Source organism: Actinomadura luzonensis (assembly GCF_022664455.2).
Taxonomy (GTDB): domain Bacteria; phylum Actinomycetota; class Actinomycetes; order Streptosporangiales; family Streptosporangiaceae; genus Nonomuraea; species Nonomuraea luzonensis.
This window is the reverse complement of the sequence record NZ_JAKRKC020000001.1, coordinates 4008298-4028079: the sequence shown is the minus strand read 5'-3', so window position 1 is coordinate 4028079 and position 19782 is coordinate 4008298. Positions and strand designations below refer to the sequence as shown.

At 74.9% G+C, this 19782-nt stretch carries 18 protein-coding genes; 7 read left to right on the top strand and 11 right to left on the bottom strand.

All coding sequences use genetic code 11. The annotated features are described in order from the left end of the window. Positions 1-4 precede the first annotated feature (4 nt). Positions 5-1369 carry a sensor histidine kinase gene (locus MF672_RS19635; RefSeq protein WP_242377273.1) on the bottom strand — a complete coding sequence of 455 codons (1365 nt, stop codon included), beginning with the start codon at positions 1367-1369 and terminating at the stop codon, positions 5-7. Beyond that, positions 1362-2036, bottom strand: coding sequence for a response regulator transcription factor (locus tag MF672_RS19630; RefSeq protein ID WP_242377271.1), 675 nt, complete (start codon positions 2034-2036; stop codon positions 1362-1364). Before MF672_RS19630 ends, MF672_RS19635 begins: the two co-directional genes overlap by 8 nt. Before the next feature lie 127 nt (positions 2037-2163). On the opposite strand from MF672_RS19630, the gene MF672_RS19625 reads away from it, so the two are divergent. The 3 genes from MF672_RS19625 (at position 2164) to MF672_RS19615 (ending at position 5384) form a co-directional block, all read left to right on the top strand. Beyond that, a complete protein-coding gene (locus tag MF672_RS19625; protein WP_242377269.1) occupies positions 2164-3318 on the top strand; it encodes a LolA family protein in 1155 nt (384 codons plus the stop codon). Then, complete coding sequence (locus MF672_RS19620) at positions 3315-4295, top strand: ABC transporter ATP-binding protein (RefSeq protein WP_242377268.1); 981 nt, start codon at positions 3315-3317, stop codon at positions 4293-4295. The genes MF672_RS19625 and MF672_RS19620 overlap by 4 nt, the downstream gene beginning before the upstream one ends. Positions 4296-4418: 123 nt before the next feature. Then, a complete protein-coding gene (locus MF672_RS19615) occupies positions 4419-5384 on the top strand; it encodes a DUF2705 family protein (RefSeq protein ID WP_247815326.1) in 966 nt (321 codons plus the stop codon). Between the two features lie 31 nt (positions 5385-5415). Here the strand turns inward: MF672_RS19615 and MF672_RS19610 are convergent, their stop codons facing one another. From MF672_RS19610 to MF672_RS19590, 5 genes are all read right to left on the bottom strand, one after another. Beyond that, positions 5416-5859, bottom strand: coding sequence for a MarR family winged helix-turn-helix transcriptional regulator (locus MF672_RS19610; protein ID WP_242377266.1), 444 nt, complete (start codon positions 5857-5859; stop codon positions 5416-5418). Continuing rightward, positions 5859-7328, bottom strand: a complete 1470-nt coding sequence (locus MF672_RS19605) for an MFS transporter (protein WP_242377265.1) — start codon at positions 7326-7328, stop codon at positions 5859-5861. Before MF672_RS19605 ends, MF672_RS19610 begins: the two co-directional genes overlap by 1 nt. Before the next feature lie 21 nt (positions 7329-7349). After that, positions 7350-8222, bottom strand: coding sequence for an SAM-dependent methyltransferase (locus MF672_RS19600; RefSeq protein WP_242377264.1), 873 nt, complete (start codon positions 8220-8222; stop codon positions 7350-7352). Positions 8223-8803: 581 nt separating this feature from the next. After that, positions 8804-9562, bottom strand: coding sequence for a YcnI family copper-binding membrane protein (locus tag MF672_RS51430; protein ID WP_302893235.1), 759 nt, complete (start codon positions 9560-9562; stop codon positions 8804-8806). A 46-nt stretch (positions 9563-9608) separates the two neighbouring features. Further along, on the bottom strand, positions 9609-10100 hold the full coding sequence (locus tag MF672_RS19590) for an MFS transporter (protein WP_242377263.1): 492 nt from the start codon (positions 10098-10100) through the stop codon (positions 9609-9611). A 179-nt stretch (positions 10101-10279) separates the two neighbouring features. Between MF672_RS19590 and MF672_RS19585 the strand changes: the two genes are divergently transcribed. Beyond that, positions 10280-10786, top strand: coding sequence for a hypothetical protein (locus MF672_RS19585; protein ID WP_242377262.1), 507 nt, complete (start codon positions 10280-10282; stop codon positions 10784-10786). A gap of 9 nt (positions 10787-10795) precedes the next feature. On the opposite strand, the gene MF672_RS19580 is transcribed toward MF672_RS19585, so the two are convergent. From MF672_RS19580 to MF672_RS19570, 3 genes are read right to left on the bottom strand one after another with little or no spacing between them, the layout of a single operon-like run. After that, positions 10796-11563, bottom strand: coding sequence for an ABC transporter ATP-binding protein (locus MF672_RS19580; RefSeq protein WP_242377261.1), 768 nt, complete (start codon positions 11561-11563; stop codon positions 10796-10798). Between the two features lie 3 nt (positions 11564-11566). Next, positions 11567-12355 (bottom strand): ABC transporter permease, encoded by a 789-nt coding sequence (locus MF672_RS19575; RefSeq protein ID WP_242377259.1) that lies wholly within the window; start codon positions 12353-12355, stop codon positions 11567-11569. Next, positions 12348-13079: an ABC transporter permease gene (locus MF672_RS19570; protein ID WP_242377257.1), complete on the bottom strand. Its 732-nt coding sequence runs from the start codon at positions 13077-13079 to the stop codon at positions 12348-12350. The genes MF672_RS19575 and MF672_RS19570 overlap by 8 nt, the downstream gene beginning before the upstream one ends. A gap of 307 nt (positions 13080-13386) precedes the next feature. Between MF672_RS19570 and MF672_RS19565 the strand changes: the two genes are divergently transcribed. The 3 genes from MF672_RS19565 to MF672_RS19555 all read left to right on the top strand — a co-directional run bounded on the left by MF672_RS19565 (position 13387) and on the right by MF672_RS19555 (position 17070). Continuing rightward, positions 13387-14328, top strand: a complete 942-nt coding sequence (locus MF672_RS19565; RefSeq protein ID WP_242377255.1) for an alpha/beta hydrolase — start codon at positions 13387-13389, stop codon at positions 14326-14328. Positions 14329-14416: 88 nt separating this feature from the next. After that, on the top strand, positions 14417-15253 hold the full coding sequence (locus MF672_RS19560; RefSeq protein WP_242377253.1) for a siderophore-interacting protein: 837 nt from the start codon (positions 14417-14419) through the stop codon (positions 15251-15253). Between the two features lie 212 nt (positions 15254-15465). Beyond that, a complete protein-coding gene (locus tag MF672_RS19555; RefSeq protein WP_247815325.1) occupies positions 15466-17070 on the top strand; it encodes a serine/threonine-protein kinase in 1605 nt (534 codons plus the stop codon). Positions 17071-17151: 81 nt separating this feature from the next. On the opposite strand, the gene MF672_RS19550 is transcribed toward MF672_RS19555, so the two are convergent. After that, the gene (locus MF672_RS19550) at positions 17152-19770 is read right to left on the bottom strand and encodes a sugar-binding protein (RefSeq protein ID WP_242382031.1); all 2619 of its coding nucleotides are present in this window, start codon (positions 19768-19770) and stop codon (positions 17152-17154) included. Between the last annotated feature and the right edge of the window lie 12 nt (positions 19771-19782).

The following is a 19782-nucleotide window of genomic DNA, read 5'->3' as shown; positions in this document are numbered from 1 at the left end:
CACCTCATCGGGACACGGGAAGCCGCACCACCGCACGCAGTCCTGGCGCGGCGTCCTCCAAGGCCACCGTGCCGCCGTGCGCCCGCACGGTCTCGCGCACGATGGCCAGCCCGAGCCCGGCGCCGCCCTCGTCCCTGCTCCGCCCGGAGTCGAGCCTGGTGAAGCGGTTGAACACGCGCTCACGGTCCTGCTCCGGGATGCCGGGGCCGTCGTCGGTGACCGTGAGCACGCCGTCGGCGGTCAGCGCCACCTCGACCTTGGAGGAGGTGTGCCGCACGGCGTTGTCCATGAGGTTGGTCAGCACCCGGCTCAGGTCCAGCGCGTCGCCGCGGACCACGACCGGGTCGCAGGCCGTCAGCCGGGCCTCGGCGTAACGGTCCACGGCCCGGCGCACCACCTCGTCCAGCTCGACCGGCTCGCTCCTGGCCGGGACGCCGCCGCGCTCGTCCAGCCGGGCCAGCGCGAGCAGGTCCTCGGCCAGCCGGGACAGGCGCAGGGTGTCCTCCAGGACGCCCTCGGCGGTCTCCCGCCAGTCCTGGCCCTCGGGGTGGCCGAGCGCCACCTCCAGTTGCAGCCGGATGCTGGCCAGGGGGCTGCGCAGCTCGTGCGCGGCGTCGGAGACGAGGCCGCGCTGACGCTGCTCGGCCTCCTCCAGCCGGGCCAGCATGCCGTTGAGCGTGGTGGCCAGGAAGTGCACCTCGTCGCGCGAGGCCGGCACCGGCAGCCGCCGCGAGCGGGCGGTGTGCGTGATCCCGTCGGCGCCCCTGCGCAGCGCGGCGATCGGGCGCAGCGTGCGCCCGATCATCAGCCAGCTCGCCACGGCGAGCAGCACGACCAGCGCGGGCGTGCCCACCATCAGCACCCGGGAGGCCGTGCCGAGGCTGGTCCTGATCTCGCTGACGGACCGGGCCGCGAGCACGGTCTGGCCGTGGTCGGCGCTGAGCACCACCACGTGCAGGAAGCCCGGGACGGCGTACGGCCGCCCGTCCACCTCCACCGCCCTGCCCGAGGTCAGCGCCGCGGCCCGGCCGGCGGCGTCCAGCAGCGGCACCAGCCGGTCGGTGCCGTAGGTGACGTGCGTGATCCGGCCCCGCGCGTCGAGCACCTGCACGATCGTGCCGTCGTGGGTGGTGATCGGGCTGGTCAGCGTGCCGGCGTCGGCCGCGACGCGCACCACGTCGGCCTGCTGCCTGGTGCTGTCGTCGACGGTGGCCATCAGCGCCCGGTCCAGGACGCTGAGCAGCACCGACGCCGACAACGCCAGCGCCAGCGCGAGCACGGCGGCGGCCACGGCCGTCAGCCGGAAGCGCAGCCCCTGCCGCCGCCACCACGCCATCGGCGAGCGCGAGGGCGGGGCGCCCTCAGCCACCGTCGCCCGCCAGCCGGTACCCGGCGCCGCGCACGGTCTGCAGCGCGTTCCTGCCGAACGGGGCGTCGATCTTGCGCCGCAGATAGCCGACGTACACCTCGACCACGTTCGGGTCGGTGTCGAAGGTGTCCCAGACGTGCTCCAGGATCTCCGACTTCGACACCACCTCGTCGCGCCGCCGCAGCAGGTACTCCAGCAGCGCGAACTCGCGCGGCGTCAGCTCGATCGAGGCGCCGTCGCGCTCCACCCGCCGCCGCGCCGGGTCCAGCGACAGGTCGCCGGCCTGCAGCACCGCCGGCCGCCGGCCCGCGTCCCTGCGCAGCAGCGCCCGCAGCCGGGCCACCAGCACCACGTACGAGAACGGCTTGGTCAGGTAGTCGTCGGCGCCGAGGTCGAGGCCGTCGGCCATGTCGTACTCGCCGTCCTTGGCCGACAGCATGAGGATCGGCACCCAGTTCTCCTCGGCGCGGAGCTGTTTGCACACGTTGTAGCCGGACAGCCGGGGCAGCATGATGTCGAGCACCACGACGTCGTAGTCGCCCTGCCGGGCCGCGTGCAGGCCCTCCTCGCCGTCGTGGGCGAGGTCCACGGCGAAGCCCTCGGCCTGGAGGCCGCGCTGGAGCGCCGCCGCCATCCGCCGCTCGTCCTCGACGACAAGTACTCTCATGTGCTGATTCTCCCGTCCCCTCCCTGAGACCGCGCTGAGAAGACTGAGAGGGGTCTCAGACTGTCTCAGGTCCGCCTAAGGATGCCCCACGCAGGCTATGAGCATCGACATACCGTTAAGGAGTGAGATGCGCAGAGGCACGTTCGTGAGGTGGGGAGTCCCGATCGCGGCGGCGGCCGTGATCGGAGCCGCGATCGGCGCCGGCCCCGTCATAGCCGCGGTGAGCGGCGATCCCGCGCTGCCGGAGCGCTCGGCCGAGCAGTTGCTCGCCGACGCCGCGGCGGCCACCGGCAAGCAGCAGGGCGTCAAGCCGATGTCCGGCACGGTGCAGCAGACCGCCTCGCTCGGCCTGCCCGCCCTGCCGTCCGCCGGGGAGACGTCGCCGCTCAGCCTGCTGTCCGGCACGCACGAGGTGAAGGTCTGGTACGGCGGCGAGGACAAGATCCGCGTCGCCATGCCCACCCAGCTCAACGAGACCAACCTGATCTACAACGGCAAGCAGATCTGGTACTGGGACAGCGCCACCAACACCGCCACCCGGCTGAGCGTCAAGGCCGGCGCGGAGGAGCAGCACGCGCTGCCCACGCCGCAGCCGACCGACCTGACGCCGCAGCAGGCGGCGGCGCGGCTGCTGGCCGCCGTGGACGAGCACACCGCGGTCCGGGTGATCAACACCGCCGAGGTCGCGGGCCGGCCGGTCTACCAGCTCGTGCTGGCGCCTAAGGCCGAGGGCTCGCTGGTGCAGGAGGTGCGGATCGCGCTCGACGGCGAGACGTACGTGCCGCTCCAGGTGCAGCTCTACGCCAAGGGGTCGGCCGAGCCGGCGTACCAGGTGGGCTTCACCCAGGTCACCTTCACCCCGCCGGCGCCGGAGAACTTCAGCTTCACGCCGCCCGCCGGCGCCAAGGTGGAGGAGGCGACGATCGGCGACGAGGGCTTCGGCAAGCAGGCCGAGCAGCGGGCCGAGCACGCCGCCGACATGGCGGGCAAGGCCAAGGTCGTCGGCGAGGGGTGGACGACCGTCGCGGTCCTGCCGTTCTCGCGGGCCGACCTGAAGGCCCAGGCCGGGCAGGACGGCCAGGGCGGGCGCAACGGGCAGAACGCCGACCCCGGCGCGCTGCTCGACACCGTGCTCAAGTCCGCCACCCCGGTGAGCGGGCCGTGGGGCTCGGGCAAGCTGATCAAGACGAAGCTCGTCACCGCCCTGCTGACCGACGACGGCCGCCTGCTGGCCGGCGCGGTCACCCCCGAGGAGATCGTCAAGGCGGCGGGCGTCAAGTGAGCGCCCTGACGCAGGAAGCGGGGCTGCCCTCCGGGGCGGCCCCGCCCGCGCCGGACCCCGCCGCCGCCATCGTCACCCGCGGCCTCACCAAGCGCTTCCGCGGCGGCCAGGTCGCGGTGGACGCGCTGGACCTGACCGTGCCGCGCGGCGCCGTGTTCGGCTTCCTCGGGCCCAACGGCTCGGGCAAGACCACCACGATCCGCATGCTGCTCGGCCTGGTCACGCCCACGGCGGGCCGGTTCTCGGTGCTCGGGCTGCCGCCCGCGCAGGCCCTGACCCGGGTGGGGGCGCTGGTCGAGGGGCCGGCGTTCTACCCGTACCTGTCGGGCGCGGCCAACCTGCTGCGTTTCGACGCCGCCGACCCGGCCGCCGAGCGCGGCACCGCCCGGCGGCGGGTCGCCGCCGCGCTCGACCGCGTCGGCCTGGCCGCCGCGGCGGGCAAGCGCTACCGCGCCTACTCCCTCGGCATGCGCCAGCGCCTGGCCATCGCCGCCGCCCTGCTGGGGCCGCGCGAGCTGCTGATCCTGGACGAGCCCACCAACGGCCTCGACCCTCAGGGCACCCGCGAGGTGCGCGCGCTGGTCAAGGAGATCGCCGCCGAGGGCACCACCGTCTTCGTCTCCTCGCACCTGCTGGCCGAGGTCGAGCAGATGTGCACGCACGCGGCCATCATGCGGGCCGGCCGGCTGGTCGCGCAGGGCACGATCGCCTCGCTGAGCGCCGGGCGGGTGCCGCTGATCCGCGTGGAGACGCCCGACGCGGCCGCGGCGGCCCGGGTGCTCGGCACGCTCGGCCTGGCCGCGGTGCGGGCGGAGGGGGACGAGGTGACCGCCGAGCTCGGCGCGGCCCGGCCCGAGACGATCAATGCGGCTCTGGTGGGGCAGGAGGTGGCGGTACGGGGGTTGGCGGTCGTCCGGCCGAGCCTCGAGGACGTGTTCGTCGGACTGACGGGAGAAGGATTCGATGTCGACGGCTGACACCCGCACCCAGGCGGGCGCGGCGGCCCGGGAGCGGGCGCCCAGGGAGACGGCCGCCCCGGCGCCTCCGCAGGGCACGCCCGCCGCGGACGGGCGGCCGCCGGCCGCCGGGAGCCGCGCCGCATGCCCGGCCTGGTGCCGGTCACGGAGACCCTGCGCACGGTCGAGCGCCGCCCGCCCGAGCCCGGCGGCCCGGCCGCCGGCGAGGAGCACGAGGACCTGATTCGGGTGACCGCCGGCGGGGGCGCGGCGGCCGGGCGGCGGCGGCCCGGCGCGTTCTGGCGGCTGCTGGCCTCGGAGCTCGGCCTGACCTTCCGCCGCCCCCGCAACATGGCGCTGCTCGCCGTGCTCGGCGTCGTCCCGATCGTGCTCGGCGTGGGCCTGCGCCTCGCCGCGGGCACGACCGGCGACGGCGAGATGGGCGGCATCATCCAGGACGTGGCCGGCAACAGCCTCATGCTGACGTTCCTGTCGTTCTCGTTCCTGGTGCTGCTGCTGATGCCGGTCGCGGTCAGCGTGGTCGCGGGCGACTCGATCGCGGGCGAGGCGGGCGGCGGCACGCTGCGCTACCTGCTGGCCGCCCCCGCGGGCCGGACCCGCCTGCTGGCGGTCAAGTACCTCAACGCGGTCGTCTTCGCCTACGCCGCGACCGTCGTCGTGGCCGTGTCGGCGCTGCTGACCGGCCTCGCGCTGTTCCCCGGCGGCTCGGTGACGCTGCTGTCGGGCACCACGATCACGATGGGCGAGGGCCTGCTGCGCATCCTCATCGCCATCGGCTACGTGGGGGCCGGCATGGCGGCGCTGGCCGCCGTCGCGCTGGCGCTGTCGACGTTCACCGAGGTCGCCATCGGGGCCATCGCCGGCACGATGGTGCTGCTCATCGTGTGCCAGGTGCTGCGCGCGGTGCCGGACCTCGCGCCGATCACGCCGTACCTGCTGCCGACCCGGTTCACCGGCTTCGACGCGGTGCTGCGCACCCCCATCGATCTTGGGGCGTTGCGCGACGGGCTGCTGTCGTTCGCCGCCTACATCGCGCTGTTCGGCTCGATCGCCTGGGCCCGCTTCACCGGCAAGGACATCACGTCCTGAGGGCCGGGAAGGCCGGCCGGGGAGGCGCGGTTCAGGGCTCGGCGGCGAACAGGCCGGTCAGGATGCGGTCGAGGGCCGCCAGGTCGTCGGGGGCGAGTGCGGCCAGGCGGCGCGGCGGGCGGGCCAGGATGCGGTCGGCCCGCTCGGCGGCGGCCCGGCCGGCGTCCGTCAGCGTGACGATCTTGCTGCGCCGGTCGTCCGGGTGCACGGTGCGGCGCACGTAGCCGCGCTCCTCCAGGTCGTCCACGACCAGCGTCGTGTACGGCTTCTCGGTGCTCAGCCGGGCCGTCAGCTCGCGCATGGTCAGCGGGCCGGGCAGCAGGCGGCGCAGCGCCCTGGCGCGGGAGAAGCTGATGCCGAGCGTGTCGGCGACCTCCTTGCGGCGGTCCTCCTCCTCCAGCACCAGCACGCGCATCGCCGCCCACACCCGGGCGACGGCGGTGGCGCGCGCGTCGGGGGGCGCTGGGTCGCTCATCAGGTGTCCGCCGTCCTCGTCGAGCCGTGGATGAGCCGCTCTGCGGTGCGGGCGGCGCTCTGCTTGGCCCAGTGGCCTGTGGTGAGGATACCGAGAAGCAGGATCACCGCGCCGCACCCGGCGCCGACCCACCAGCCGATGTGGCTGGCCTGGGGGAAGCCGGTGGGCAGCGGGCCGCGTACGGCGGAGGTGACCAGCGCGCCGAGCACGGCGACGCCGAGCGACTGGCCGATCTGCCGGCTGGTGGAGGCCACCGCGGCGGCGACCCCGGCCTGCGCGACCGGCATGCCGGAGACGGCGGTGTTGGTGATGGGCGCGTTCAGCATCCCGAACCCGAGCCCGAACAGCACGTACGCCGTGATGAGCAGCCACAGCGGGGTGTGCGCGGTGAGCGTGGTCAGGATGAGCATGCTGGCGGTGAGCGCGGTCCCGGCGATGACCAGGGGGACGCGCGGCCCGGCGGCGCCGACGATGCGGCCCGACACCGGCGAGCAGACCACCGTGAGCGCGGCCATGGGCAGGGTCAGCAGGCCGGCGTGCAGGGCGGAGTAGCCCAGGGTCTCCTGGAGGTAGAGGGTGTTGAGGAACAGGAAGCCGCCGAGCGTGGCGAAGCCGCACACCGCGATCACCGTGGCTCCCGCGAACGGGACGCTGCGGAAGAAGCGCGGGTTGATCAGCGGCTCGCGGCGGCGCAGCTCGTACGGCACCAGCACGGCCAGCGCCAGCGCGGCGAGCGCGAAGCAGCCCAGCGTCTGCGCCGAGGCCCAGCCGGCGTCGGGCGCCTCGATCAGCCCGTAGGTGAGGCTCGCCAGCAGCACCACGACCAGCACCTGCCCCACGGCGTCCACCGGCCGCGGGCGCGGCGCGCGCGACTCCGGCACGAACAGCGCGCACAGCGCCAGCGCCGCCAGACCGACCGGGATGTTGATCCAGAAGATGGACCGCCAGCCGATCGAGGCCACCAGCACGCCGCCGAGCGGCGGGCCGAGCGCCATGCTGATGCCGACGACCGCGCCCCAGACGCCGATCGCGCGGGCCCGCTCGCGCGGCTCGGTGAAGGTGTTGGTGATGATCGACATGGCGACGGGGTTGAGCATCGAGCCGCCGATGGCCTGCAGCGCGCGGGCCGCGATCAGCCAGCCCAGGCCGGGCGCCAGCGAGCACAGCAGGGACCCCAGCGTGAACAGGGCGAGACCGGTCTGGAAGGTGCGCCGCCGGCCGACCCGGTCGCCGGTCGAGCCGGACAACATCAGCAGCGAGGCCAGCACGACGGTGTACGCGTCGATGATCCACTGCAGGCCGGAGACCGAGGCGCCGAGGTCGCGCCGGATGGACGGCAGCGCGACGTTCACGATCGTGTTGTCCAGCCCGACGATGAACAGGCTCGTGCAGCAGATGGCCAGGACGAGCATCGGCCTGCGCGGCCGGGCCTCCTGACGGCCGCGGCGGCCGACATTAGTTAGTGCCATATAACTATTATATTGCCTTAACTAACCTTCTCGCGCCGCCGCGGTCGTCGCCAGCACGAACCGCTCGATCTCCGTCGGGGCGCTCAGGCCCCGGTCCCGGCGCGACGGACGCAGGTAGCGGGCCGCGTACTCGGCCGGACCGGCCTGCTCCGCCTCCGCCCACCCGTACGGGGCCAGCAGCCCGGCCACCTCCTCAGGCAGCAGGCCGAAGCGGAACACCGGCCGCCGCTCGACGAAGTCGCGGCGCATGCGGCCGCCCCCGTACAGGTTCACGCCGTCCAGGAAGTCGCGGCGGACGTAGGTGAAGAGCAGGCGGCTGCCCGGGGCCGCCCTCGACAGGGAGGCGAGGGTGGCGCGGACGCCGTCCTCGCTGAGGTACTGGGTGACCGCCTCCCACACGAACACCGCCGGGCGGTCGGCGCGGAACCCGGCCGTCGCCAGCGTCCTGGCCAGGCCGCCGCGGTCGAAGTCGATCGGGACCAGGGTGAGGCCCTCGGGCACCCGGCCGAACGCGCGGGTCAGCCGGCGCCGCTTGCGGGCCACGTTGTCCGGCAGGTCCAGCTCGAACGCCCGCACCTTGGGGCCCGCCAGGCGGCAGGCCCGGGTGTCCAGGCCCGCGCCGAGGACCACGACCTGGTCGACGCCGGCCTCCAGCGCGGCCCGCACCTGGTCGTCGGCATACCGCTTGCGGCACAGCACGCTCGCCCAGATGCCGGGCAGGCGGCGCTCCGACCCGGCGACCAGCGCCCGGCGGGCGGCCGGCAGCCGGATCAGCAGCCGCAGGGCGGGCGGCAGGAGCCGCGGGGCCAGGTCGTCGTCCACGATCCTGGCCTCAGGGGGGAGGAACCGCTCGCAGGCGGCGATCATCATCGGCCCGAACGCGGTCCACGTCACGGAGGTACGCCTGTTACCGGCCATACCTCCGACGTTCCCCCGTCCACCCCCACCCCGTCCACCCCCACCCGGCCCTCGCTCACCCCGACGCCCGCGCCGGCGTCGGCCGGCTCTAGGGCTGGCCCGCCCTGGCGCTGGCCCGCCCTGGTGCTGGTGGGCTCTGTGCTGGCCCGCCCTGAGGCCCGGCCCGCTGGGTGCGAGGGGCGCCCGGCTGGGCCGAGCCGAGGGCGGTACGGTGGCGAGTCGCCCGGCGCCGCTTTGCCGTGGGCCGCTTGCTCCCGGGCCCCTTCCGTGCTCCGGGGGGACGCCCGGCACCCCGCCGTCCCGACTCGCTCTGCCGCCAGTCCGAGCGGGTGCGGGGCGCCCGGCTGGGCCGAGCCGGGGGCGGTGCGGTGCCGAGTCGTCCGGCGCCGCACCGCCTGGTCGTGCCGCCCTGGCCCGGTCGCGTCGCCCCTGGTGCTGCCCGGTCCGGCGGGTCGGCGCGGTGGTTCGCCGCCCTCTTCAGCCCCCGAAGGCGTGGTTCCGGGACAGGGCGCCGGGGCCGGGCGGGGGTGGGGAGGTGGCAGGGGCTTGAGGGGTGGTCAGGCGGTGGGGCGGCGGCGGAGGCTGAGGAGGGCGATGACGACGCCGATCACGCCGACCGCCAGCCCCGCCCCGCCCAGCAGCCGGGCGGTGCCGTCGGAGGACGACGGCGAGGAGCCGGCCGCGACCGGGGCCACGCTGGGCGAGCCGGCGGCGGGCGCCGCGCCGGAGGAGGCGCCGGTGGAGGTGGCGGGGGAGGCGGAGGCGGCGGCGTGGCCGTCCTCGCCGGTGGCCGGGGTGAGCTTGAGCAGCGGCGCCGGGTGCTCGGCCTCCGAGCCGTCCGCCTTCGGCGCCTCGCTCCAGTCGACGACCTCACCGCTCGAGTACGTCTGCTTCGTCGGGAACATCAGCTGCTGGGCGTCCTTGGGCAGCTGCCCCATGGACACCTCGAACTCCTGGAACTGCCCCGACTCGATCTTGCCCCCGGACCAGACGACCTTGGTGACGGCCTCCTTGAGGTCGCCGTACTCGGTCTTGACCGGCGTGGGCAGCTTGCCCTCGGTGACCTTGACGTCCCAGCCGGGCACCGGCTTGACCGACACGAACGCGAGCGGGTGGTCGGCGGGGAAGGCGACCTCGATCTTGGTGGTCGAGGCGTCGTCGCGTTCGTTCGGCACCCGGAAGGTGACCTTGGTGAAGCCGCCCTGCTCGGCGGAGCCGGGCTGGATGGTGACGTGGGCGAGGGCGGGCAGCGCGAGCCCGGCGGTGAGGGCGGTGGCGGCGGCGAGCACGGTCGCGGCACGGCGTACGAAGGACATGCGGGAACTCCACTTGGTGAGAAGAAGAAAAAGGGGTGTCAGACGGTCAGGCGGGAAGTGGAGGACCGCGCCTGGCCAGGCAGTGCCGGAGGACCGGCTGGAGGGGGACCGCCCGCGTGCGGCCGGACGGCCGCGGGCGCGGCGGCACGGCGGGCGCCGCGACCGGCCGGAGCAGGGTGAGCCGCCGCCCGGCCCGGCGCAGCAGCGCCCACAGCGCGGCCTCGCCGCGCGCCAGCCACAGCCCGGTGATCAGGGTGGCCGTGAGGTGGGCGGCCAGCATGCCGGCGTTGACCGCGAGCCCCTGCCCGTGTCCGTGCACCGGCACGTATGCGGTGGTCCCTGAGGCGTCGTCGCCCGCGAACAGCTCGTGCAGCCCCAGTTGGGCCACGACGAGCGCGACGTTGACGGCGGGGGCCGAGCGCTCCCGGCCGGACAGCGCGAGCCCCAGCCCGGCCGCCGCGGCGAGCCCCAGCCCGGCGGTCGCCGCGGCCGGCCCCGAGCCGCCACCCAGCACGTGGGCCAGGGCAGCGAGGGTCACGCAGACAGCGGAGAAGGCCGCCGTCCGCGCCAGCCTCAGGGGGAGTCGCGCACGCATGGGTGTGCCACATCGTCTCACGGGGCAAGGTCCCCTGTGACCTCGACCGGGCGATGCCTGGGCGTCGGGCCGCTTTTGTCGCTAGGGTCGTGCCGATCTACGTTGACATAGAGGTGAGAACGTTGCGGCACTTAGCTGGTTTGCTCCTCGGGCTCGTGGTGACGGCGGCCGTGCTGGCGGGTGGCGGCTGGGCGACGTCGGAGGCCCTGACCCAGGCGGCCGGCACCGCCGCGGCGCAGGCCGGCCAGGCCGCGGCGGTCCCGTTCGACGACCAGAAGCTGTGGATCGCCCTCGGCGCGATGGCCGCGGTCGGGCTGGTGTTCGGGCTCGTGGTGGCGGGGCGGGTCTCGCCGCTGGCGACGTTCGTGCCCTCGATGGTGCTGCTGGCCTGGACGGTGGTGTACGCGCTGGACCAGCCTCGCGCGCTCTCCCTCATCCCCGCGGAGCCGTCGGTGAACGCCCTGCTCAGGGAGGCGGGCGCGGGCGCGCGGACCCTCCTGACGAGCGGCGTGCTGGCCCTGCTGGGCGTGGCGCTGTTCATCCCCGTGCTGATGCCCTCGCGCTGGTCGCGCCCGCACGACGACGCCGACGACGACTACGAGAGCTCGCCGGAGGGCAGCTACTACTGAACCACGCCGCTACTGGATCACGGCAGGGCCTTCTTCGCCGGCGCCGGTGTAGAGGCGGGTGACGACGTCCTCGATGCTCGCCTGGCCGGGTGCGGTCGCCATCAGCTCCTCCAGGGTCCCGTCGAAGGCCAGCCGGCCGTGGTCGATGAGCATGACCCGGCGGCACAGCCGTTCGATGTCGCCGAGGTCGTGCGTGGTCAGCAGGACGGTGGTGCCGCGCTCGGCGTTGAGCCGCAGCAGGAACTCCCGGATGCCGGCCTTGCTCACCACGTCCAGGCCGATCGTGGGCTCGTCGAGGACGAGCACCTCGGGCGCGTGCAGCAGCGCCGCCGCGAGGTCGCCGCGCATGCGCTGGCCGAGGCTGAGCTGGCGCACCGGCGTGCGCAGGAACGGGCCGAGGTCGAGCGTCGCGGTCAGCTCGTCGAGCCGGGCGCGGAAGGCGCTCCGCTCGACCTTGTACAGCAGCCGGATCAGCTCGAAGCTGTCGGCCAGCGGCAGGTCCCACCACAGGGTGGTGCGCTGGCCGAAGACGACCCCGATGCGCCGGGCGAGCGCGGTGCGGCGGCGCGAGGGGTCGAGCCCGGCCACCCGGACCCGGCCGGAGGTGGGGGTGAGGATGCCGCACAGCATCTTGATCGTGGTGGACTTGCCCGCGCCGTTCGGCCCGAGGTAGCCGACGAACTCGCCCGCCGACACGGTGAACGACAGGTCGCGCACGGCGTGCACGACGTTCCGCCTGACCTTGAACGAGCGTCCCGCCCGATCGAGCTCGATCATTGTTCAACTCCCGGTGGATCGGTAGTGCCTGATGCCCTGCCGCCAGGCCAGCGCGGCCAGCAGGGCGAGGACGGCCGCGGCGACCGGCCCGAGGAAACGGGTGAACCCCGGCGTGCCGAAGGGGTCGGCCCGGTCCAGCACGTACAGGGCGGGCTGCCAGTTGACGAAGGCCAGCGGCAGCACGTACGTGACGCCCCTGACGAGGTCGCGCCCGTAGATCGACATGGGGTACTGGGTGAGCTGGAAGCCGCCGTAGGTGAAGGAGTTGACCACCTCGGGCGCGCCGGTGAGCACGAACTGCAGGGCGCCGGCCAGCGTCCAGAGCGAGGTGAAGATGACGACCCCGGTCGCGATCATGACCGGGAGCATCCACAGGCGGCCGGGGTCGGGGCCGAGCGCGGTCAGGGCGTAGCCGAGCACCCCGCCCGCCTGGAGGACCCGGCCGATCCTGGTGGCGGTGAAGCGGTCGGTGGCGAGCTGCAGCCAGGCGCCGGCCGGCCTGATGAGGAAGGTGTCGAGGGTGCCGGCCTTGATGTGCTGGCTGACCCGGTCGATGTTGCTGACGAACATGTCGCACAGCGTGAAGGGCAGGCCGGCGGCCCCGTACAGGAACAGGACCTCCTCGCGGGAGAAGCCGGCGAGGGTGGTGGTGTTGGCGAAGACGACGAGGATGACGGCCACGTCGGTGACGGCCACGGCGAGGCCGAGCACGGTCATGAGCCAGAACGAGGCGGGGTAGGCGGCGGCGGCGCGGGTCCACGTCCAGGCCAGCAGCACGTACGTCCTAACCACCCTGGATCACCACCTTGTGGCGGATCGCCCGGGTGGCCAGCGCGCCCAGCCCGAGCAGCACCGCCGCCCAGAACGCCTGGAAGGCCAGCGCCCCGGGGACGGGCGCCCGGCCGAGGTAGAGGTCGGTGGGCACCTGGACCATGGCCGCCCACGGCAGGGCGGCCGCCAGGTCGCCGAGCGCGCCGGGGAAGATCCGCAGCGGCAGCATCAGCCCGGAGAAGAACGTGCTGAGCACCAGCGACAGCACGGCCACGCCGCGGTCGTCGGCGAGCCAGCAGACCGACAGCGCGACCAGGTAGCGCCAGCCGAAGCTGACCACGAACGCGAGCGCGAAGCCGGCGAGGAAGGCCGCCCACCGGGCCGGGTCGGCGGGCACGGTGATGCCGAACAGCGCCGCGCCGAGCAGCATCGGCGGCAGCCCGCGCACCAGGAACAGGTAGCCGGCCCGGCCCGCGTCCTCGGCGAACGTCCAGAGCTGCAGCGAGGCGGGGCGGACCAGGTCGAGCGCGATGTCGCCGCTGCGGATGCGCTCGGGCAGGCCGAGGCCGCCGCCGAAGAGCTGCATCGGGCCGATGAGGGCCTGGGTGACGAAGCAGTAGGTGACGGCGTCGGTGACGTCGTAGCCGGCCAGGCCGGGGCGGGCCTGCCACAGGGCGATGAGGATGTAGGAGCGGAGGACGCCGAACACGCTGTTGGTGAACGCGCCGGCGAGCGCCGCCCACACGTAGGTGGCGTGCTTGCGGAAGCCGTACCGGACGAGCCGGGCGTAGAGCGGGATGGTTCTGCACCTCCGATGGGTGAGGGCACGGTCACGAGCCGTGACCGGACCCGCGCACGGGTCTGCCGACGGAAAGCACGGAATTATCCGTCCGGCGCGGCTGGGGACGCAACGGATTTTCCGGCGACATCAACCCGAAATATCCGTGTAAGCAATGAGATACTTACTCGCCGGTAGGGGGCCCGTCTGGGGGGAAGAAAACGGTCGGAGGGTCACTATGTGGATTGATGGGGACGTAGTACCGCAATACCCCTTGAGCTGGCAGGCGCGCGCGCTCACCGGCGTCATGCGCGGCACCCTGAAACCGGCCTCCACGCTCTTCATGCGCCATCCGCTCGCGCTGGTCGGCGTGGCCCGCGTCGGCGAGCTGGCCCGGCTGGTCCAGGTGCCGCACCCGGCGCACGTGTCGATCGTGCCGGCCGCCTTCTCCGACTGCGGCGGCGAGTGGGTGCGCGGCGGCCAGGGGCTCGACGAGCGCAAGGCGCTGCTGTACTTCCACGGCGGTGGCTACTTCTCCTGCTCGCCGCGGACGCACCGGTCCATCACCTGGCGGTTGTCGGTGGTGGCCCGGCGGCCGGTGCTGGCGCTGGACTACCGGCAGGGGCCGGTGCACCGGCTGGCCGACTCGCTGGCCGACGCCCTGGACGCCTACACGTGCCTGCTGCGGCGCGGCCACGCGCCCGAGGACATCATCGTCGCGGGCGACTCGGCCGGCGGCCACCTGACGCTCGCCACGCTGCTGGCGCTGCGCGACCGGGGGATGCCGCTGCCCGCCGCGGCCCTGTGCCTGTCGCCGTGGGCCGACCTGACCGACGTCCCGCGCCGGGCCAACCGCTGGCAGGACCCGCTGCTGCCGGCCAGCCGGGTGCGCTGGCTGGCCCGCCACTGGACCGACGGGCTGGACCCGCGCGACCCGCTGGTCTCGCCGGTGCACGGCGACTTCACCGGGCTGCCACCACTCATGATCATGACCGGCTCCACCGAGGTGCTGCGCGACGAGGGGCGGCGGGTGGCCGAGGCGGCGCGCCGCGCCGGGGTGCCGGTCCGCTACGAGGAGTGGCGGCGCATGCCGCACGTCTTCCCGATCCTGGCCGACGTGCTGCCCGAGGCGCGGCTGGCCTTCCGGCACATGGCCCGCTTCCTGGCCGCGGTCGGGGCGGAACCGGCCTCCCGGGATGACGAGGCGGCCGCCTGAGCGTTATGTGACGCAAGGGCCGCTGGCCCCGCTCGGCCTACGGAGTGTAAGGTAAGGTATACCTTACTTCGTCAGGGGGCAGTTCTTCATGGCTGACAAGCCTGTGGATCATCACCGGGGGGTCGTCCGGCGCACCGAGCGGCTGTCGCCGCACATGGTCCGCGTCGTGGTCGGGGGCGACGGGCTGGCCGACTTCGGCACCTCAGGGCTGACCGACCACTACGTCAAGATCGTATTCCCGTACGAGGGCGTCGAATATCCCCGGCCCTTCAGCGTGAAGGCGTGCCGGGAGACCATGCCGCGCGAGGTGTGGCCGCGGCTGCGCACGTACACCGTGCGCGCCTGGGACCCGTACACGCGGGAGCTGACGCTCGACTTCGTCGTGCACGGCGACGAGGGCCTGGCCGGGCCGTGGGCCGAGCGGGCCGCGCCCGGCGACGAGGTGTTCCTGCTCGGCCCCGGCGGCGGCTACGCGCCCGACCCCGAGGCCGGCTGGCACCTCATGGTGGGCGACGAGAGCGCGCTGCCCGCCATCGCCGCCTCGCTGGAGGCGCTGCCCGGCGGGGCGCTCGCGCACGTCCTCGTCGAGGTCGAGGGGCCCGAGGACGAGCTGAAGCTGAGCACGGCGGCCGAGGCGCACGTGACCTGGCTCTACCGCGGCGACCGCCCGGTGGGGGAGAAGCTGGTCAAGGCGGTCCGCGAGCTGGAGTTCCCGGACGCCGACGTGCACGCGTTCGTCCACGGCGAGGCCGGCTTCGTCAAGGAGCTGCGCCGTCACCTGCGCGTCGAGCGGGGCGTCCCGCTGAACCGGCTGTCGATCTCCGGCTACTGGCGCCGCGGCGTCGACGACGAGGGCTGGCGCGCGGTGAAGCGCGACTGGAACCGCGAGGTCGAGGCCGAGGAGGCCGCCGCGCTCACGCGCTGACGCCGCCAGGAACATTTCTCCCGTATGGCCACTTCAGGCCATCGCATCCCACCCATTTCTTACCTTTTGGGGACGACCGCCTTACCTCCAATACCCCTTATGTAAGACATGCGGAAAGCCTCCCCGGATCCGGCCACAGTGTGCTTGGCCGTGTTCCAGACAGGAGAGGCGAGATCCGGATGGCGCGTGGTGCGAGCGGCATGCCTCCCGGCGTGCGACCGCTTACGGTGGGCGACCCGGTCGTCATCGGCCGGTACCTGCTCCTCGGCCGCCTCGGGGCGGGCGGGATGGGAGTGGTCTACCTGGCCGAGCACCCTCAGGGCGGCCTGGTCGCGCTCAAGACACCGCACGCGGCGCACCTCCACGATGACACGCTGCGGGCGCGCTTCGCCGAAGAAGTCGCATTCTCGCGCAGATTGGTGCCCTTCTGCACCGCGGCCGTGCTGGAGGACGGCACCGACCGCGCCACCGGCGCCGAACGCCCCTACCTGGTCACCGAGTACATCCCGGGGCCCGCGCTGTCGCAGGTCGTCCTCGCCGGCGGCCCGCTGACGCCCGACCTCGCCTACGGCGTCGCGCTCGGCGCGGCGGCCGCGCTGGTGGCCGCGCACGAGGCCGGGCTCGTGCACCGCGACCTCAAACCCGCCAACGTGCTGCTGTCCCCCGGCGGGCCGCGCGTCATCGACTTCGGCATCGCCCGCGACGTCGCCCCGGAGGCGGACGGCCCCGGCGGCGGGCACGTCGCCGCCGCGCACACCCAGGCCGGTCAGGTCATGGGCAGCCCCGGCTGGGTCGCCCCCGAACGGCTGACCGGCGGCCCCGCGCTGCCCGCCTCGGACGTGTTCGCCTGGGGCTGCTTGGTGGCGTTCGCGGCCACCGGGCACCACCCTTTCGGCGGCGGCGAGACCGACGCGCTCACCCGGCGGATCCTGTTCGGCGCGCCCCGGCTGGAGGGGGTCCCCGCCCTGCTGCGGCCCGCTGTGGAGGCCGCGCTCGCCAAGGACCCGGACGCCCGGCCCGGCGCCGCCGCGCTGCTGCGCGCGCTGCTCGCGGCGGGCGGCGTCGGTGACCCGTGGGACCTGCGGCAGGCGGTCGAGGGCGTGCTCGCCGAGATCTGGACGCCCGTGCCGTACCCGGCGGGCGGCGGCGCGCCCCCGGACGGGCCGCTCCCGGACGACGCCCTCCCGCTCCAGGAGGCGTCCTCCTCGCGGGCCGGGCTCCCGCACGCGGAGGCGTCCGCTCCGGCGGCCCGTACGGCGCCCCGGCGCGGCCGGAGCCGGGCCAGGGGCGGCGCGCACCTGTCGCACGCCACCTTCGCGGCCCTCGCCACCGTGTCGATCGCGGCCGTCACCGTCATCGCCGCCGCGGCCGGGCCGCCGGGGAACCCCGAGGGCGGGTCCGTCGCGCCGCCCGCCGCCGTCCACCCGCAGGGCAGCGCCGGGTCCACCTACCGGCCCCGCGCCGGCCGCACCGGCGGGCCGCCGCCCAGCCGGGCGGCCACCGCCGCGACCGTCCCCGTCATCTCGACGCCCACCGTGTACGTCACCCGCACCCGCACCGAGGGCCCGGTCGCCGTCATCACGCCCACCCCGGACCGGGAGGAGACCTTCCGCCCGCCGGACGCCGGCGAGCCCGGCGACCCGGACCCCGGCGGGTGCGCCGACCCGGCCGGCCGGCGGCGCGGCAACGGCGCGGCCCGCCGCGACTGCCCCCGCCCGACCGGCTCGGTCACCACGATCCCCCAGGACGGCCCCGGCGAGTCCCCTGAACCGTCCACGCCGGCCCCGCCGGCGCAGACGGCCACGGGGACCTCCTGACCGGGGCCGCACCGGGGCACGGGTGCCGGCCGGACCAACTGGCGGGCGGCCGGCACCCACGTGCCCCTGCGGCGGGCCCCTTCAGCGGAGGTGGGCCTGCGAGGCCGACGTGCCGCCGCGCGACGGCTCCCAGCCCGCCACCACCGTCGCGTCACCGGCGAGGGCGCGGGTCAGCGGCACGCTCGCCGTCACCGTCCCCTTGGCGGCGACCGTGACCACCTTGCCGCCCGCCGTGCCCTGCGCGTCCCGCGCGAACAGGTGCGCCCTGCCGGGCCCGGCCGCCCGGAAGGTGACCCGCACCGCCTGGCCCGCCCGGACGGCCGACACCACCGCGCCGGCGTCCGCGGCCGGCGGCCCGCCGGCCAGCGGCAGGCGTACGCGGACCGCCTGCTCCAGCGACTGCGGCGAGTCCAGGCTGGACAGCGCCGTGTCCGGGATCACCGGGTCGGGCGCCGGCCGCTCGGCGGCCTGGTAGCCGTCCAGGGAGGCCACGCCCCACCGGTACGGGTCGCCCTGCACGCCGCCCCACGTCGACCAGCCGATCCGGGTCTGCCCGGTCTTGTCCTGGGTGTCGGAGTCGTAGACCAGGATGTTCAGCCCGAGGTGCCGCGGATCCACCGAGCCGGGCAGGAGCTCCAGCGGTACGGCCGCCTCCACCACGTACTCGCCGGCGGCGACCTTCGACGCGATCCGCACCCCGGTGGCCGGGCCCTGGTGGTTGTCGGCGTCGCGCAGCGCGCACGGCGGCCCCTCGGCGGTCACCGGCAGCACCGCCGCCTTGAAGGTGGTCGAGGTGTTCTCCGACGTGCCGCGCGGGTCGAGCGCGATCTCCACCGAGTCGGTCCGCCAGTGCCGCTTGCAGTCGGCCGCGGCCAGCCGGGTGCCGAGCACGTCGTCCTTGACCCGCACCGCCACGTACAGCGTGTCCTCGTGCCAGGCCAGCTTCGCCGTGGCCGAGCAGTCGGCCGCCGACGAGCACGCCGTCCCCTCCCACAGGCGGGAGACGTCGAGCGCGGGCCCGGGGTAGTCGCCGTCGTCGCCGTCCACCGCCGGGGCCGTCGCCGCCCGCGGGATGGTTGTCGCGGGGACGAGCTCCAGCGCCGGCCGGCCGGTGACGACGCCGTCCACGGTGACCGTGTAGGCGTAGTCGCCGCCCTCGTTGGACGTCTTCAGCGCGGTGTCGGTGTTGGTGACGGTGAACGGCACCGTCGCCGACGCGCCGGGAGCCAGCTCCGGGTAGCCGGCCTCGGTGCGGTCGGCGGTGAAGCCCGCGGGCAGGCCGATCCGGACGGTGCCGGAGCGCGCCGCGCCGCCGACGTTCGTCACCACGACGCCGACCTGGCGGGAGCCGCCGGACGGCAGCGTCAGCACCGGCGTGACCAGGCCGCGGAGCTGTGGCACGCCCACGTCGGAGGTCCACCTCTCGTACTGCGCGACCTGCGGGAGGAGCTGCTGCTGCCCGCGCACCGCCGGGCCCGCCTCCACCTGCCGGTCGGTGTAGCCGCGGCCCCGCTCGGTGGTCAGCACCGCGCCGATCCGCGCCCGGCCGCTCGCGCCCGCCGCGGGCGTCACGGTGAACCGCGCCGTGGCGGACCGGCCCGCCGCGAGCCGGCCGAGGTCGCCGGAGCCGGCGACCGTCCAGCCGGCGGGGACGCGCAGCGCGGCCCGCGCCCGGCCCAGCGGCTCGCGCGCCGACGCCGTGACCTCCACCGTGAACGGCGTGCCCTCCCGGACGTCGAACGCCGACGTCCGCAGCGTGAGCCCGGTGCCGAGCGGCAATCCGCCCGCCGGCCTGGTCAGCGCCCCGTCCAGGATCGCGGTGGGCGCCGCGGCGGCCGGGCTGCCCGGCTCGGGGAACGGGACCCGGGCGTCCACCTGCGTGAAGAAGTCGCAGCCGAGCTGCGCGGGGTCGGCCGGCACGTCGGGGAAGACGGCCCAGCCCTGGGAGGCGTACACGCGTTGCGCGTCCCGCTCGATCGCCGCCCACGTGCGGCCGGAACCGGAGGCGCGCCCGCTCCACACCCCGTACACGTTCTGCGCGGGGTTGGCCGGCTGGAACGTGGCCGCGCACGACGGCCCCGGCTGCGACGTGCCGCGCCCGCCGCCGGTGAGCAGCCGGGCCGGCGCGAACGGCTTCAGCCCCTCCTTCGTGAGCTGCTCGGGGAACGCCTTCGGGTCGGCGGCGGCGTAGAACGCCTCGACCGCGAGGCGGGCCGCCTCCTGGTGGTTGCCGTGGTTGCCGGGCGTCGGCGCGGGGTCCATGGTGAGCAGGACCTCCGGCCGGGTCTGCCGCACCACCCGGACCACCTTCTCCAGCGTGTCGCCGCCCCACACCTGGTCGGTCAGCGGGGCGCTGACCGTGTAGTAGAAGTCGACGTCGTCGAGGTTGAACACCTCCCGCACGCCGGCCCTGGCGACCGCGGCGCGCTCCTCGGCCTCGCGCAGCAGGCCCAGCGCGGGCCCCTCCTCGGGGCCGACGGCGTTGCCGCCGCCCTCGCCCCTGGTCACGGTGACGACGCCCGTGCGGACGCGGTGGTCCTCGTTCCACTGGCCGAGCGTGGACAGGCTGAACGCCTCGTCGTCGGGGTGCGCCCCGACGAACAACGCGTCGAGGTCCACGGCAGCCGCGGCGGCGGCCGGCGCCGGAGCGGCGACGACGGCCGGGACGAGCATCAGCAGGGCGGACAGGAACAATCGCATGGCGCCTCCGGG

Coding starts and splice junctions, on each gene's coding strand:
- MF672_RS19630 (WP_242377271.1), bottom strand. CDS start 2,036: ATGAGAGTACTTGTCGTCGAGGACGAGCGGCGGATGGCGGCGGCGCTC.
- MF672_RS19625 (WP_242377269.1), top strand. CDS start 2,164: ATGCGCAGAGGCACGTTCGTGAGGTGGGGAGTCCCGATCGCGGCGGCG.
- MF672_RS19615 (WP_247815326.1), top strand. CDS start 4,419: ATGCCCGGCCTGGTGCCGGTCACGGAGACCCTGCGCACGGTCGAGCGC.
- MF672_RS19610 (WP_242377266.1), bottom strand. CDS start 5,859: ATGAGCGACCCAGCGCCCCCCGACGCGCGCGCCACCGCCGTCGCCCGG.
- MF672_RS19605 (WP_242377265.1), bottom strand. CDS start 7,328: ATGGCACTAACTAATGTCGGCCGCCGCGGCCGTCAGGAGGCCCGGCCG.
- MF672_RS51430 (WP_302893235.1), bottom strand. CDS start 9,562: ATGTCCTTCGTACGCCGTGCCGCGACCGTGCTCGCCGCCGCCACCGCC.
- MF672_RS19580 (WP_242377261.1), bottom strand. CDS start 11,563: ATGATCGAGCTCGATCGGGCGGGACGCTCGTTCAAGGTCAGGCGGAAC.
- MF672_RS19560 (WP_242377253.1), top strand. CDS start 14,417: ATGGCTGACAAGCCTGTGGATCATCACCGGGGGGTCGTCCGGCGCACC.
- MF672_RS19550 (WP_242382031.1), bottom strand. CDS start 19,770: ATGCGATTGTTCCTGTCCGCCCTGCTGATGCTCGTCCCGGCCGTCGTC.